12 protein-coding genes and 1 pseudogene are annotated in these 14923 nt (G+C 71.6%); 1 reads left to right on the top strand and 12 read right to left on the bottom strand.

Features of this window, described 5'->3' with window-relative positions:
* Nucleotides 1-49 precede the first annotated feature (49 nt).
* The 11 genes from FRZ03_RS23450 to uvrC all read right to left on the bottom strand — a co-directional run bounded on the left by FRZ03_RS23450 (nt 50) and on the right by uvrC (nt 13076).
* Nucleotides 50-829 (bottom strand): hypothetical protein, encoded by a 780-nt coding sequence (locus FRZ03_RS23450; RefSeq protein WP_146467122.1) that lies wholly within the window; start codon nt 827-829, stop codon nt 50-52.
* Between the two features lie 154 nt (nt 830-983).
* Nucleotides 984-2636: a glucose-6-phosphate isomerase gene (pgi, locus tag FRZ03_RS23445; protein WP_146467121.1), complete on the bottom strand. Its 1653-nt coding sequence runs from the start codon at nt 2634-2636 to the stop codon at nt 984-986.
* A 584-nt stretch (nt 2637-3220) separates the two neighbouring features.
* Complete coding sequence (locus tag FRZ03_RS23440) at nt 3221-3556, bottom strand: RNA polymerase-binding protein RbpA (RefSeq protein ID WP_003957010.1); 336 nt, start codon at nt 3554-3556, stop codon at nt 3221-3223.
* Nucleotides 3557-3767: 211 nt separating this feature from the next.
* Nucleotides 3768-3998, bottom strand: coding sequence for a preprotein translocase subunit SecG (gene secG, locus FRZ03_RS23435; protein ID WP_070028463.1), 231 nt, complete (start codon nt 3996-3998; stop codon nt 3768-3770).
* A gap of 125 nt (nt 3999-4123) precedes the next feature.
* Nucleotides 4124-4900: a triose-phosphate isomerase gene (tpiA, locus tag FRZ03_RS23430; protein WP_146467120.1), complete on the bottom strand. Its 777-nt coding sequence runs from the start codon at nt 4898-4900 to the stop codon at nt 4124-4126.
* Nucleotides 4901-4906: 6 nt separating this feature from the next.
* Nucleotides 4907-6118 (bottom strand): phosphoglycerate kinase, encoded by a 1212-nt coding sequence (locus tag FRZ03_RS23425; protein ID WP_146467119.1) that lies wholly within the window; start codon nt 6116-6118, stop codon nt 4907-4909.
* Between the two features lie 144 nt (nt 6119-6262).
* Nucleotides 6263-7270, bottom strand: coding sequence for a type I glyceraldehyde-3-phosphate dehydrogenase (gap, locus tag FRZ03_RS23420; protein WP_146467118.1), 1008 nt, complete (start codon nt 7268-7270; stop codon nt 6263-6265).
* A gap of 406 nt (nt 7271-7676) precedes the next feature.
* Nucleotides 7677-8666, bottom strand: coding sequence for a DNA-binding protein WhiA (gene whiA / locus FRZ03_RS23415; protein ID WP_146467117.1), 990 nt, complete (start codon nt 8664-8666; stop codon nt 7677-7679).
* A complete protein-coding gene (locus FRZ03_RS23410) occupies nt 8657-9748 on the bottom strand; it encodes a gluconeogenesis factor YvcK family protein (protein ID WP_146467116.1) in 1092 nt (363 codons plus the stop codon). Before FRZ03_RS23410 ends, whiA begins: the two co-directional genes overlap by 10 nt.
* Nucleotides 9745-10788 (bottom strand): RNase adapter RapZ, encoded by a 1044-nt coding sequence (rapZ, locus tag FRZ03_RS23405; RefSeq protein WP_146467115.1) that lies wholly within the window; start codon nt 10786-10788, stop codon nt 9745-9747. Before rapZ ends, FRZ03_RS23410 begins: the two co-directional genes overlap by 4 nt.
* A complete protein-coding gene (gene uvrC, locus FRZ03_RS23400) occupies nt 10785-13076 on the bottom strand; it encodes an excinuclease ABC subunit UvrC (protein ID WP_146467114.1) in 2292 nt (763 codons plus the stop codon). The genes rapZ and uvrC overlap by 4 nt, the downstream gene beginning before the upstream one ends.
* A 348-nt stretch (nt 13077-13424) precedes the next feature.
* On the opposite strand from uvrC, the gene FRZ03_RS23395 reads away from it, so the two are divergent.
* A complete protein-coding gene (locus FRZ03_RS23395) occupies nt 13425-14375 on the top strand; it encodes a hypothetical protein (RefSeq protein ID WP_146467113.1) in 951 nt (316 codons plus the stop codon).
* Between the two features lie 54 nt (nt 14376-14429).
* Here FRZ03_RS23395 and FRZ03_RS23390 read toward each other — a convergent pair.
* Nucleotides 14430-14810 (bottom strand): annotated as a pseudogene (locus FRZ03_RS23390) (Rieske (2Fe-2S) protein); the annotation flags it as partial.
* Nucleotides 14811-14923 lie beyond the last annotated feature (113 nt).

Genomic DNA, 14923 nt, shown 5'->3' with positions numbered 1-14923 from the left:
CAGCGGACGGCGGGGAGGCCACCATCCCCGCCGTCTCGCGTGTCCGGGCTCAACGACCGTACGAATACGGCGCGTTGGACGGCGCACGGCCGAGGTGCGACGCCGGGTGATCCGTCAGCCTGATGCCGTAGCGCCGCCTCAGCAGGGCCAGCTCGTACAGGGCGATGCCGGTGACCGTCACGGGGGCGCCCAGGATGAACACGATGCCGAGGGTGAGCCCGAGGCCGTGCAGATCGCCGGTGAATAGGTCCGGCAGGGCCATCAGCCAGCTGGTGACGATGGCGAGCAGGGGCGGCAGACCGCGGTGCACGGCCGCCGTGCCGAAGAAGTTCCCGGTGACGCGCAGTGCCCCGGCGCCGACGAACCAGATCAGCCACAGCGTCACCAGGCTCACCGGGAGGATCAGCAGCCCCGCGCCCAGTTGGCTGTTGTGCTGGAGCATAAGAAGGGCCGTCACGGCCGAGGCGATGAAGGTGAGCAGCAGCCCGAGGGCCTTCAGCAGGGCCGGGCGCAGGACGCGCAGGGGTCCGGTGCGCCGCCAGATCCACAGCATCACCCCGACCGTCAGCGGGGCGATCACCAGCAGCACCCCGCAGGCCACCAGCAGGTTCTCCAGCATCTCGGTGACGGCGAAGCCGCCCTGCACGAAGGTGTACACGCCGACGGCGGCGACCGTGCCCCCGGCCACCCGGATCCGCTTCAGCTGCTCCACGGACGGGTCGAGCGGCTCGGGTATCCAGGCCGGGTGGAACACCGCCCGGGCCGCGTGATGGGCCTTCAGCCAGTTCCGCTCGCGCTGTTCTCCCGGCCTGCGGATCCCCCGTGCCACGGCACACTCCCCCGAGTCGCGTTGTTCATGATCATCGGGAGTGTACGGGATACGGGGGACGCCACCGGGTCGCCGGTCGGCCGACCGGATCGCAGGCCGGCCACCGGGTCGCTGATCGGCCGCCAGAGCCTCTGCCCCGGCCCCGGCTCCGGCCTCAGCTCCGGCCGCGCAGCTCCCGGTACCGGGCGACCAGGGCCTTGGTCGAGGCATCGAGGCCGGGGACCTCGGCGCCCTCGGTGAGGGCCGGTTCGACGCGCTTGGCGAGGACCTTGCCCAGCTCCACGCCCCACTGGTCGAAGGAGTCGATGTCCCACACCGCGCCCTGCACGAACACCTTGTGCTCGTAGAGGGCGATCAGCTGGCCGAGCACGGAGGGGGTGAGCTCCCTCGCCAGGATGGTGGTCGTCGGCCGGTTGCCCGGGAAGGTCTTGTGGGGCACCAGTTCCTCGGGCACGCCCTCCGCGCGGACCTCCTCGGCGCTCTTGCCGAAGGCGAGCGCCTGGGTCTGGGCGAAGAAGTTGGCCATCAACAGGTCGTGCTGTGCCTTCAGTTCAGCGCTCAGCTCGGCGACCGGCTCGGCGAAACCGATGAAGTCGGCCGGGATCAGCTTGGTGCCCTGATGGATCAACTGGTAGTACGCGTGCTGCCCGTTGGTGCCCGGGGTGCCCCACACCACCGGCCCGGTCTGCCAGTCCACCTGCCTGCCGTCGCGCGCCACGTACTTGCCGTTGGACTCCATGTCCAGCTGCTGGAGATAGGCGGTGAACTTGGACAGGTAGTGGCTGTACGGCAGCACCGCGTGCGACTGGGCGTCGTGGAAGTTGCCGTACCAGATGCCCAGCAGGCCGAGCAGCAGCGGGGCGTTGGCCTCGGCGGGCGCGGTACGGAAGTGCTCGTCCATCAGCCGGAAGCCGTCCAGCATCTCCCGGAACCGGTCCGGCCCGATGGCGATCATCAGGGAGAGGCCGATCGCCGAGTCGTACGAGTACCGGCCGCCGACCCAGTCCCAGAACTCGAACATGTTGTCCGGGTCGATGCCGAACTCGGCGACCTTGGCGGCGTTGGTGGAGAGCGCCACGAAGTGCCTGGCCACCGCGGCCTCGTCGCCCAGCGCGGCCAGCAGCCAGGCGCGGGCGGAGGTCGCGTTGGTGATCGTCTCGATGGTGGTGAAGGTCTTGGACGCGACGATGAACAGCGTCTCGGCCGGGTCCAGGTCGCGGGTGGCCTCGTGCAGGTCGGCGCCGTCCACGTTGGAGACGAACCGGACGGTCAGCTCGCGGTCGGTGTAGCCGCGCAGCACCTCGTAGGCCATCGCGGGGCCGAGGTCGGAGCCGCCGATGCCGATGTTGACCACGTTCCTGATGCGCTTGCCGGTGTGCCCGGTCCAGGCGCCGGAGCGGACCCGCTCGGCGAAGCCGGCCATCTTGTCGAGCACCGCGTGCACCTTGGGCACCACGTTCTCGCCGTCGACCTCGATCACCGCGTCCCGCGGGGCGCGCAGCGCGGTGTGCAGCACCGCCCGGTCCTCGGTGACGTTGATCTTCTCGCCCCGGAACATGGCGTCCCGCAGCCCGAAGACGTCCCTCGCCGCGGCCAGCTCGCGCAGCAGCCGCAGGGTCTCGCCGGTGACCAGGTGCTTGCTGTAGTCGATGGAGAGGTCCCCGACCCGCAGCGTGTACCCGGCGCCGCGCTCGGGCTCGGCGGCGAACAGGTCCCTCAGATGGGTGCCGGCCAGCTCCTCCCGGTGCTTGGCGAGAGCGGTCCACTCGGGCGACTGGTTGAGCCTGGTACGGCCGTCTGCGTTCATTTCCGACTTCCGCCTTCTTTCGTGCCTGTCCCAGCGGGTTCCAACCTAATTGATCACCGCCGGGTGTGGGCCGCCGTCGCGCCGCCCACCGGCGGGACACGGGGTGCGGCCGGCTCGCGGGCCGGTGCCGGCGAGCCGACGGACAGCACGAGGACGGCGGCCGTGCGCACAGGGGCGGCACGGACCCGCGCCAAGAGTGGCCGCGAGGGTGCGTTGCTGCATCAGGGTGGTGGTGACGTTCCACCGTCGGGGCGTCCGTCCCGATGCCGCACAGGGGCGTGGCCGCGTCCAGTCCGCGCAGTGGCCGGTCGGGCCGCAGGACGCGCGGTCCGGCGGCGGGCGGCGCGGCGGTGCGCGGCGCGTCACCGAAGCGGGACGGCACGGCGGCGCTCCACAGCCGCCCGGAGCCCGCGCGCCCGCGCCTTGCGGGCGCGCGCATCCGCGCCGCCGTCGTCGACACAACTCCCCCTCGCGGTCGTCGCCTTCACGAGAACCGTAGAGGGTGCCACTGACAACGGGCCGGACGCGAGCGGGTGCATACGGCTCCGGCCAGGCACCCGAGGGGCCCGGCCGGTCGTCAATTCCTAGATCTCGCCGCGCAGTTTGGCGAGCGCCTCGGCGAGGATCGCCTCGCCGTCCGCGTCGCTGCGCCGCTCGCGCACATAGGCGAGGTGGGTCTTGTACGGCTCGGTGCGCGGCGGGTCCGGGGGGTTGTCCCGGTCCTGGCCGGCCGGAAAGCCGCAGCGCGGGCAGTCCCAGGTGTCGGGAACCTGCGCGTCGCTGGCGAAGCTCGGCTGCGTCTCGTGCCCGTTGGAGCACCAGAAGGAGATGCGCAGCCGCGGTGCGGACTCGCCGCGCTCGGCCTCGCCCATCGGCCCCGCCCCGACCCGGCTTCCTCGGATCGCGTTGCCACTTGCCACGGTCGTAACTCCCTGCGTGATGGTGCCGCGAAGCGAGTCGGCGTTCCGCTTCGCCGCGAGCGCCTCAGTCTACGTAAGGCCCAACGCGCGTCCAGTGATTGGAGTTACCGCCCCCCACATCCAGACGCAAGCCCCATGATAGGCCGCGCATGGGGGCGCGTACCGAACATGGGGCTCAACGTACGGAATGTGTGGGCCGTGAAGCCCGGGATCAGCTGTTCGTCTTCATCAGGATGCCGAGGACCACGATGCACGCGAGCCACAGCACGCCGATCACGACGGTGATCCGGTCGAGGTTGCGCTCGGCGACCGAGGAGCCGCCGACGGAGGACTGCATGCCGCCACCGAACATGTCGGAGAGGCCGCCGCCCTTTCCCTTGTGCATCAGCACCAGCAGCATCAGCAACAGGCTGAAGACGATCAGGGCGATCGAGAACCCCAAAACCACGGCTGGACCAACTTCCTCGGATTCGGATGGACGACGGGGGCACAGCACCTGGGCCGTGCCCCCGCAAGAGTACGACGTATCGCGGCTACCGCCTACTCATGAGCGGCGTCACCGCACCGTCACTGATCGCGGAAGCGCACGATCTTGACGAACTCGTCGGTGTCCAGCGACGCGCCGCCGACCAGGGCGCCGTCGATGTCGGCCTTGGCCATGATCTCGGCGACATTGCCGGACTTCACCGAGCCGCCGTACTGGATGCGGACCTTGTCGGCCACGTCCTGGGAGTACAGCTCGGCGATCTTGGCGCGGATGGCGGCGCAGACCTCCTGGGCGTCGTCGGAGCCGCAGACCTTGCCGGTGCCGATGGCCCACACCGGCTCGTAGGCGATCACGATCGTCTCGGCCTGCTCGGCCGGGAGGTCCTTCAGGCCGCCCTCGACCTGGGTGAGGGTGTGGGTGACGTGGTTGCCCGCCTCGCGGACGTCCAGCTCCTCGCCGACGCACAGGATCGGGGTCAGGCCGTGCTTGTAGGCGGCCTTGACCTTGGCGTTGACCAGCTCGTCGGTCTCGTGGTGGTACTGGCGGCGCTCGGAGTGGCCGATGACCACGTACGTGCACTTCAGCTTGGCCAGCATCGGGCCGGAGATCTCGCCGGTGTAGGCGCCGGAGTCGTGCTGCGAGATGTCCTGGGCGCCGTACTTGATCTTCAGCTTGTCGCCGTCGACCAGGGTCTGCACGGAGCGCAGGTCGGTGAAGGGCGGCAGGACGGCGACCTCGACGGCCTCGTAGTCCTTGTCGGCCAGGGCGAAGGCGAGCTTCTGGACGTGGGCGATGGCCTCGAGGTGGTTGAGGTTCATCTTCCAGTTGCCCGCCATCAGCGGCGTGCGGGTGGTCATACGGGGTCAGTCCTCCAGTGCGGCGAGGCCGGGGAGCGTCTTGCCCTCGAGGTATTCGAGGGAGGCGCCGCCACCGGTCGAGATGTGGCCGAAAGCGTTCTCGTCGAAGCCGAGCGTACGCACGGCCGCGGCGGAGTCACCGCCGCCGACGACGGTGAACCCGTCCGAGTCGACGAGCGCCTGGGCGACCACCTTGGTGCCCTCGGCGTAGTCGGTGTGCTCGAAGACGCCCATGGGACCGTTCCAGAAGACGGTCTCGGCGTCGGCGAGCTTCGAGGCGTACAGCTCTCGGGTCTTGGGGCCGATGTCCAGGCCCTCCTGGTCGGCGGGGATCTTGTCCGCGTCGACGGTGGTGAACCGGCTCGGCGCCTTGGTCTTCAGATCCGGGAACTCCCGGGCCACGAGGACGTCGACGGGCAGCACCAGTTCCACGCCCTGCTTCTCGGCGCGCTGCATGTACTCGGTGACGGCCGGGATCTGGTCCTCCTGGAGGAGGGAGATGCCGACCTCGTAGCCCTTGGCCTTGAGGAAGGTGTAGGCCATGCCGCCGCCGATGAGCAGCCGGTCGGCCTTGCCGAGCAGCTGGTCGATGACGGCGAGCTTGTCGGAGACCTTGGCGCCGCCGAGCGCGACGACGTAGGGGCGCTTGACGTCCTCGGTGAGCTTCTTCAGGACGCCGACCTCGGTGGCGATGAGGTGGCCGGCGTAGTGCGGCAGCCGGGCCGGGAGGTCGTACACGGAGGCGTGCTTGCGGTGCACGGCGCCGAAGCCGTCGCCCACGTACACGTCGGCGAGGGCGGCGAGCCGGTCGGCGAACTCGCCGCGCTCGGTGTCGTCCTTGGCCGTCTCGCCGGGGTTGAAGCGCAGGTTCTCGATGACCGCGACCTGGCCGGGCTGGAGGCCGTCGACGGCGTCGTGGGCGGCGGGGCCCACGGTGTCCTGGGCGAAGGCGACCGGGGCGCCGAGTAGTTCACCGAGGCGCTCGGCGGCGGGCAGCAGCGAGAAGGCGGGGTCCGGGGCGCCCTTGGGGCGGCCCAGGTGCGAGGCGACGATCACCTTGGCGCCCGCGTCCGCGAGGGCCTTGACGGTGGGCAGGACGGCGCGGATGCGGCCGTCGTCGGTGATCGTTCCGTCGGCCAGCGGCACGTTGAGGTCGGCGCGGACGAAGACCCGCTTGCCGCTTACGCCGTCGGCGAGAAGTTCGTCGATCGTCTTCATTGAGTGGACTCCTGAGGAGGGCTCGTGGTGCACCTGATCGTATGAGGACGTGGTCCGTGCGCGAGACAGGGCCCGGCGGGCGCCGCGCTGCGCCTGCCGAGCCCTGCTCTCATGTCACGGTCGTGCTGCTGTGGTCTTCGGCGATCAGAGCTGGTTGCCGACGAAGACCGTGAGGTCCACGAGGCGGTTGGAGTAGCCCCACTCGTTGTCGTACCAGCCGATGACCTTCACGTTCTTGCCCTCCTGGACCATGGTCAGGGAGGAGTCGAAGGTGCAGGACGCCGGGGCGTTGACGATGTCCGAGGAGACGATCGGGTCCTCGGTGTAGTCGAGGAGGCCCTTGAGCTCGCCCTCGGAGGCCTTCTGGAAGGCGGCGTTGACCTCTTCCTTGGTGACCTCGCGGCTGAGTTCGACGACGAGGTCGGTGACGGAGCCGGTCGGGACCGGGACGCGCATGGCGAGGCCGTCCAGCTTGCCCTTGAGCTGCGGCAGGACCAGGGCGGTGGCCTTGGCGGCACCGGTGGTGGTCGGGATGATGTTCTCGGCGGCGGCGCGGGCCCGGCGCAGGTCCTTATGCGGGAAGTCAAGGATGCGCTGGTCGTTGGTGTACGCGTGCACCGTGGTCATCAGACCCTTGACGATGCCGAAGTTCTCGTCCAGGACCTTCGCCATCGGGGCCACACAGTTGGTGGTGCACGACGCGTTGGAGATGACGTGGTGGTTCGCCGGGTCGTACTTGTCCTGGTTGACGCCCATCACGATGGTGATGTCCTCTTCCTTGGCCGGAGCCGAGATGAGGACCTTCTTGGCGCCGCCGGCCAGGTGCTTGGCGGCGTCCTCGCGCTTGGTGAAGATGCCGGTCGACTCGATGACGATGTCGACGCCCAGCTCGCCCCAGGGGATGTCCGCCGGGTTGCGCTCGGAGAGCACCTTGATGGTGTGGCCGTCGACGGTGATCGTGTCGGCGGTGTGGGAGACCTCCTGCTTGAGACGACCCAGGATCGTGTCGTACTTGAGCAGGTGGGCCGTGGTGGCCGTGTCACCCAGGTCGTTGACAGCCACAACCTCGATGTCCGCACCCTGCTCCAGCAGCGCGCGGAAGTAGTTACGGCCGATGCGGCCGAAGCCGTTGATGCCTACGCGGATCGTCACGAACCGATCTCCTCGTTGGTACGCCGGCCATGCGAGCCGGCGAGCTCTGTTTGGGATGTCCCCGACCACCACCGACCCTACCTCTCCGAGGGGCCCTCGGTGACATCGAGACGGCGCATACGTGGGCAGGTCTTCCGTACACGTCACTAGGGGTACGGACCCCCCTGGACCGGCAGTCGATTCACCCGGATTCGCTACCTGATGTCCCCCCTTGCTGACGTCGTTGTCACTCGTTCGTGAGCGGGTCGGCTCACCTGTCGAGTACCCCAATTCCGCACCCTTGATGAGGGCTCCGCTCACCTGTGGTATGGAGCCGGGGAGTTCGGCGGACGAGGACATGCGAAAGCCGGTGCCGAATCCCCCCGGACGGGGATCGGCACCGGCGTGTCGGCGTGCTGTGCGGCGGTCAGCCGACCAGGTTGTCCGCCAGCTCCTCGGTCAGGTTGGCCTCGGTGCCCGGGATGCCGAGATCGGCGGCGCGCTTGTCGGCCATGGCCAGCAGCCGGCGGATCCGGCCCGCGACCGCGTCCTTGGTCAGCGGCGGGTCGGCGAGCGCCCCCAGCTCCTCCAGCGAGGCCTGCTTGTGCTCCATGCGCAGCCGCCCGGCCGCGGCGAGATGCTCGGGCACCTCGTCCCCGAGGATCTCCAGCGCGCGCTGCACCCGGGCCCCGGCGGCCACCGCCGCACGGGCCGAGCGCCGCAGGTTGGCGTCGTCGAAGTTGGCGAGCCGGTTGGCCGTGGCCCGCACCTCGCGGCGCATCCGGCGCTCCTCCCAGGCCAGCACCGACTCGTGCGCGCCGAGCCGGGTCAGCAGCGCGCCGATCGCGTCACCGTCACGGACCACCACCCGGTCCACCCCGCGCACCTCGCGGGCCTTGGCGGCGATCGACAGCCGGCGGGCGGCGCCCACCAGCGCCAGCGCGGCCTCCGGCCCCGGGCAGGTCACCTCCAGGGAGGAGGAGCGGCCGGGCTCGGTCAGCGAGCCGTGCGCGAGGAACGCCCCGCGCCAGGCCGCCTCCGCGTCGCAGGTGGCCCCCGAGACCACCTGCGGGGGCAGCCCGCGGATCGGCCGGCCCCGGCCGTCGACCAGGCCCGTCTGCCGGGCGAGCTGGTCGCCGCCCGCGACGACCCGGACCACGTAGCGCGAGCCGCGCCGCAGCCCACCGGGCGCCATCACGATCAGTTCGGAGCTGTGGCCGAAGATCTCCAGGATGTCCCGCTTGAGGCGGCGGGCCGCCATCGCGGTGTCCAGCTCCGCCTCGATCACGATGCGCCCGCTCACCAGATGCAGGCCGCCGGCGAACCGCAGGATGGCGGAGACCTCCGCCTTCCTGCAGCAGGTCCGGGTGACGGGGAGCCGGGAGATCTCGTCCTTCACCGCTGCCGTCATCGCCATGGGCCGATCCTTCCATGCATCCGAAAAATACGGTCGTACGCGGCGGCCAACAGCTCCGGGTCGTGCCGGGGTGTTCCGTCGGTCCGGGCCACCGGGGCCAGCTCGACCGCGGCGCCCAGCCGCTTGGCGGCCTCGGTGAGCGAGTCGCGGTCGGGCACGGCGGCCTCGTCGGCCAGCACCACGTCCAGGGCGAGTTTAGGGGCGTGTCGCCCCAAAACCTCCAAATGACGCTGCGGGGAGAAGCCGTCGGTTTCTCCCGGCTGCGGGGCGAGGTTCAGGGACAGGACCTTGCGCGCCTTGGTCTCGGTCAGCGCGTCCAGCAGCTCGGGCACGAGCAGGTGCGGGATCACCGAGGAGAACCAGGAGCCGGGGCCGAGCACCACCCAGTCGGCGTCCAGCACCGCCGCCAGCGCCTCGGGGACGGCCGGCGGGTCGTTCGGCACCAGGTGCACGGACTGCACCTCGCCGGGCGTCAGCGCGACCGTGGCCTGCCCGCGCACGGTGTCCACGTCCTCCGGGTGCTCCGGGTCGTGCCCCTTGACCAGGGCCTGGAGTTCCAGCGGTACGGCGGACATGGGCAGCACCCGGCCGTGCGCGCCGAGCAGCTTGCCGACCAGGTCCAGGGCCTGGACGTGGTCGCCGAGCTGCTCCCACAGGGCGACGATCAGCAGGTTGCCCACCGCGTGGTCGTGCAGGTCGCCCTGGGACTGGAAGCGGTGCTGGATGACCCGGGCCCAGGTCTGGCCCCAGTCGTCGTCGCCGCAGAGCGCGGCCAGCGCCTTGCGCAGATCGCCGGGCGGCAGCACGCCCAACTCGTCGCGCAGCCGGCCGCTGGAGCCGCCGTCGTCGGCCACCGTGACGACGGCGGTGAGGTCGCCGGTGATCCGGCGCAGGGCGGCGAGCGAGGCGGACAGGCCCCTGCCGCCGCCGAGCGCGACCACCTTCGGCTGGGCGCCCCGGCGACGGGGCCGGCCCCCGCGGGCCTCGACGGGGCGGCCGGCCCCGGTCCCGGCGGAGCGGCCGGAGCGCGCGTCCGGCACCATCCGGCGCAGCCGGCCCAGCCGCGGTGTACGTTCCGTCATTCCCGTCCCATGTCCCGGTGCACGACCACCGTCTCGACGCCCTCGGCCGCGAGGCGCGCGGCGAGCTTCTCCGACATCGCGACCGAGCGGTGCTTGCCGCCGGTGCAGCCGATGGCGATGGTCACATAGCGCTTGCCCTCGCGCCGATACCCCGCCGCGATGAGCCGAAGCAGCTCGGCGTACCGGTCCAGGAACTCCTTGGCGCCGGGCTGGTTGAAGACGTACGCGGCGACCTCCTCGTTGAGGCCGGTGAACGGGCGCAGCTCCGGGACCCAGTGCGGGTTGGGCAGGAACCGCATGTCCGCGACGAGATCGGCGTCGACCGGGAGGCCGTACTTGAACCCGAAGGACATCACGGTGGCCCGCAGCTCGGGCTCCTCCTCGCCGGCGAACTGGGCGTCCATCTTGGCGCGCAGCTCGTGCACGTTGAGGCTGGAGGTGTCGATCACCAGGTCGGCGTCGCCGCGCAGTTCGCGCAGCAGTTCCCGCTCGGCGGCGATGCCGTCCACGATGCGGCCGTCGCCCTGGAGGGGGTGGGGGCGGCGCACCGACTCGAAGCGGCGCACCAGTGCCTCGTCGGAGGACTCCAGGAAGACGATCCGCCGGGTGACGTGCTTGGCCTCCAGGTCCGCCAGGGACTCGCGCAGGTTGTCGAAGAAGCGCCGGCCGCGGACGTCCACGACCACCGCGATCCGCGCCACGTTGCCCTGGGAGCGGGCGCCCAGCTCCACCATGGTGGGGATGAGGGCGGGCGGGAGGTTGTCCACGACGAACCAGCCGAGGTCCTCCAGACACTTCGCGGCCGTCGAGCGGCCCGCTCCGGACATGCCGGAGATGATCACCAGCTCCGGGATGGCCGCTTCGGGTACCCCGGGTGTCTCGCTGCCCGTACTCACCTGTGCTCCGTTGTCGTCGGCCGCGTCCTGGCCCGTGTGCCGGCGGGCGGTGGGCCGGCCGGTGTGCTGCCGGCCCGTGTCGTCGCCCGGGCCGCCACGCGCCTGATCTCGGCGCTGCGTGGGTTCCGCGTCGTGCTCGGTCATGTCTCCTGCCCCCGTCGTTCGTCCGGGGGACCCGTGGTCACGGGCGCCCCCGAGGAGCCCGCCGTCGTCTCGGGTTCCTCGTCTTCCATGATCTCTCCGGTCGCCGTGTTCACGGCGGGTGCGGCCGGGGCCGCCTGGGCGAGGGCCGCGGCGATGGTCTCGGCCGTCTTGCGGCCTATCCCGGGCACTTCCTGGATCTGTTCGATTGTGGCGGACCGCAGCCGCTTCACCGAGCCGAAATGCTTGATGAGCGCCTGTTTCCTGGTTTCGCCGAGGCCGGGGACGTCGTCCAGGGGGCCGGCGCGGAAGCGTTTGGCGCGCTTGGTGCGCTGATAGGTGATCGCGAACCGGTGCGCCTCGTCCCGAACGCGCTGGAGCAGGTACAGGCCCTCGCTGGTGCGGGGCAGTACGACGGGGTCGTCCTCACCGGGCAGCCAGACCTCCTCCAGCCGTTTGGCGAGGCCGCACACCGCGATGTCGTCGATGCCCAGCTCGTCCAGCGCCCGCCGGGCCGCCGCGACCTGCGGCTGCCCGCCGTCGACCACGACGAGCTGGGGCGGGTAGGCGAACTTCCGGGGGCGCCCGTCGTCGTCCTTGAGGGCACCGTTGAGCGGGCCGGCTCCGACGCCGGGGACCGGGCCGGGCCGGGGGCCGGTTTCCGGGCCGCTTTCGCCGGGGGCGAGCCGGTCGCTTTCCGGGGCCGTGGCGGTGAGCGGGCCGGGCTCCGCACCGGTGACCGCGTCCGTTTCCGGGCCGGTTCCACCGGGGATGAGCCGGTCGCTTCCCGGGGCCGTGCCGGCGGAGGTGAACCGGTCGACTGCCGGGGCATTGCCGGCGGGCGCGGTGTCGCCGTCGGTCTCCTCGCCGTCGGCCCACTCCCCCGTCCGCTCCTTCTCGGCGAGGTACCGCTTGAAGCGGCGGGTGATCACCTCGTGCATGGAGCGGACGTCGTCCTGGCCCGCGAAGCCCTTGATCTGGAAGCGGCGGTACTCGCTCTTGCGCTGCAACCCGTCCTCGAAGACCACCATGGAGGCGACCACGTCGTCCCCCTGGAGGTGCGAGATGTCGTAGCACTCGATGCGCAGCGGGGCGCTGTCCAGGTCGAGGGCGTCGGCGATCTCCTCCAGGGCGCGGGAGCGGGTGGTGAGGTCGGAGGCGCGCTTGGTCTTGTGCAGGGCGAGCGCCTGCTGGGCGTTGCGCTGCACGGTCTCCATGAGCGCCTTCTTGTCGCCGCGCTGCGGGATGCGCAGCGACACATGGGACCCGCGGCGCCCGGTCAGCCACTCCTGGACCGGCTCGACCGGCTCGGGCAGCGCCGGGACCAGGACCTCCTTGGGCACCGCGTCCCCGGTCTCCTCGCCGTACAGCTGCTGGAGGGCGTGCTCGACCAGGGCGCCGGTGGTGACCTCCTCGACCTTGTCGGTCACCCAGCCTCGCTGACCGCGCACCCGGCCACCGCGCACGTGGAAGATCTGCACGGCCGCCTCCAGCTCGTCCTCGGCGACGGCCATGAGGTCCGCGTCGGTCGCGTCGGCGAGCACGACCGCGCTCTTCTCCATGGCCTTCTTCAGGGCCCCGATGTCGTCGCGCAGCCGGGCGGCCCGCTCGTACTCCATCTCCTCCGCCGCCTCCATCATCTGCCTCTCCAGACGGCGGAGGTAGGTGCCGGTGCGGCCGGCCATGAAGTCGCAGAACTCGTCGGCCAGGTCCCGGTGATCCTCGGGGCTGATGCGGCCGACGCAGGGGGCGGAGCACTTGCCGATGTAGCCGAGCAGGCAGGGCCGGCCGGTGCGGGCGGCGTTCTTGAACACGCCCGCCGAGCAGGTGCGCACCGGGAAGACCCGCAGCAGCAGGTCGACGGTGTCCCGGATGGCCCACGCGTGTCCGTACGGCCCGAAGTACCGCACGCCCTTCTTCTTGTGACCGCGCATCACCTGGACGCGCGGGAACTCCTCGTTCATCGTCACCGCGAGGTACGGGTAGCTCTTGTCGTCGCGGTACTTGACGTTGAACCGGGGGTCGAACTCCTTGATCCAGGAGTACTCCAGCTGCAGCGCCTCGACCTCCGTGGACACCACGGTCCACTCCACGGACGCGGCGGTGGTCACCATGGTCCGGGTGCGGGGGTGCAGGTTCGCCAGGTCCTGGAAGTAGTTCGCCAGGCGCTGGCGCAGGCTTTTCGCCTTTCCGACGTAGATCACCCGGCGGTGCTCGTCACGGAACCTGTACACCCCGGGGGTGTCCGGGATGTCTCCCGGCCTGGGGCGGTAGCTGGAGGGATCGGCCATGTCTCACACCCTACTGGCGAGCACCGACACCGCGTCGGGCCTGTGGACGACGCCGGCTCCGCGGCGCGCGGACCGGTCCGCTCCGGCCGCGGGGCCCGAAAGGCCCGCCCGCCGGCGCCCGCCGCCCGGTGAGGGGCGGGGTCCGGCCAGTCGTCCGGGGCGACCGGTCCCCAGGTGTTGTCGGGTGCTGATCAACACGCTTCAATGCGGGGGAACTCGGGGCCGGCACGTGCGGGAAGGGGCGCGGCGTGCGCAGCCATGGGCGTCACGACGCCACGGGGGTGGCCCCGCACACCGCGCAGACGGTCTGACCAGCCGTCGTGACACCTCACAGAAAGGCCCCTCGGCATGCTGCATGCCACACAGCACGCGGACCTTCCCAGCGGGGAACTGGACTCGGCCCTGCGCGGCGGCCCCTTCCATGTGGCGCTGCGTGCCGCGATCGCCGCGCGCGGTCTGCCGCTCCAGCGCGTGCAGCACCATCTCTCGCGCCACGGGGTCAAGGTCGGGGTGACCAGCCTGAGTTACTGGCAGCAGGGCGCCCGCCGTCCGCAGCGCCCGGAGTCGCTGCGCGCGGTACGCGCCCTGGAGGAGATCCTCCAGCTGCCGGACGAGTCCCTGATCCGGCTGCTCGCGGAGTCCGAGCCGCACCCGGCATCCGGCCGCCGGGCGGCCCGCTCGTACCGCTCCCTGGTCGAGGCCTCGGCCGTGGTGGACCGGCTGCGGGCCGAGCTGGGCCGCCCGGCGGACAGCGGGCTGCACACCCTGGGCCACCACGAGTGCGTCCGGATCGGCGCCCGGCGCGAGCTGGCGGCCCGCGAGGCCCATCACATCGTGCGCGCCCACCGCGACGGCGTCGACGGCTTCCTCGCGGTGCACCGGGGCGACCCGGGCTGCGCGCCGCGCGACATGCGGGTGCGGGCCCTGGAGAACTGCCGCACCGGCCGCGTCCGCTTCGACCACGACAGCGGGGTGCTGGTGGCCGAGCTGCTCTTCGGCACCCGGCTGCGCGCCGGGGACACGTTCCTCTTCCGGTACGCCGTCGAGGACGGCACGGCCCGGGCCGCCCGTGAGTACCTGCGCGGTTTCGACGTGCCGGGCGGTCAGTACGCGCTCCAGGTGCGCTTCGACGCGGCGGCGCTGCCCGTGCGCTGCCACCGCTTCACCCAGCACTCCCCGGCGGCCCCGCGCGGCGGCCGGCAGGAACTCCCCGTCACCGCCCCGCACCACTGCGTCCATGTGGTCGAGCCGCGCATCCGGCCGGGCGTCGTGGGCATCGCGTGGGACTGGCAGCGGTGAACGGGGGCGCGGCGCCCGCTGGTTGACCCGTGGACCGCCGGGGCGCCGCCGGGGTCAGGCCGCCGGGCCCGCGACGATCTTGCCGTCCTTGGTCTGCACCGACAGCTCGGTCAGGGGCACGGTGGCCGGCGACTGGACCACCTTGCCGGTCATGGCGTCGAACTGGCTGCCGTGGCAGGGGCAGATCAGGGTGGTGCCCTGGAGCTTGTTGATCGGGCAACCGGCGTGCGTGCAGATCGTGCTGTACGCCTTCAGCGCCCCGCTGTCGTCCCTGCTGACCACCACGTTGTGCTCCCGGTAGAGCTTGGCGCCGCCCTTGGCGACCTCGCTCTCGGCACCGAGGTCCACCGGCGCGGTCGGGCTGGACGCGGAGGCGCCGTCTCCGCCCGGGGCCGAGCACGCCGCCAGGCCGAGCCCGGCGACCGGGACCACGGCGGTCACGCGGACCTGGGACGCCGGGGGGGCCGCGGACGAGCCCGAGGTGACCGTCTCGGGCCCGGCGGCGGAGCTGGTCGGCTGGCTCGCCGGGCGGCGCGACGGCTCCCGGC

Source organism: Streptomyces misionensis, assembly GCF_007896895.1.
GTDB lineage: Bacteria > Actinomycetota > Actinomycetes > Streptomycetales > Streptomycetaceae > Streptomyces > Streptomyces misionensis_A.
The sequence above is the reverse complement of the archived record's forward strand: the minus strand, read 5'-3'. Positions and strand labels throughout refer to the sequence as shown.

Bases quoted from the DNA above. Each gene is read 5' to 3' on its own strand.
- FRZ03_RS23410 (WP_146467116.1), bottom strand. From the start codon at position 9,748: ATGACGGAACGTACACCGCGGCTGGGCCGGCTGCGCCGGATGGTGCCG.
- whiA (WP_146467117.1), bottom strand. From the start codon at position 8,666: ATGGCGATGACGGCAGCGGTGAAGGACGAGATCTCCCGGCTCCCCGTC.
- FRZ03_RS23425 (WP_146467119.1), bottom strand. From the start codon at position 6,118: ATGAAGACGATCGACGAACTTCTCGCCGACGGCGTAAGCGGCAAGCGG.
- pgi (WP_146467121.1), bottom strand. From the start codon at position 2,636: ATGAACGCAGACGGCCGTACCAGGCTCAACCAGTCGCCCGAGTGGACC.
- uvrC (WP_146467114.1), bottom strand. From the start codon at position 13,076: ATGGCCGATCCCTCCAGCTACCGCCCCAGGCCGGGAGACATCCCGGAC.
- FRZ03_RS23395 (WP_146467113.1), top strand. From the start codon at position 13,425: ATGCTGCATGCCACACAGCACGCGGACCTTCCCAGCGGGGAACTGGAC.
- rapZ (WP_146467115.1), bottom strand. From the start codon at position 10,788: ATGACCGAGCACGACGCGGAACCCACGCAGCGCCGAGATCAGGCGCGT.
- tpiA (WP_146467120.1), bottom strand. From the start codon at position 4,900: ATGACCACCCGCACGCCGCTGATGGCGGGCAACTGGAAGATGAACCTC.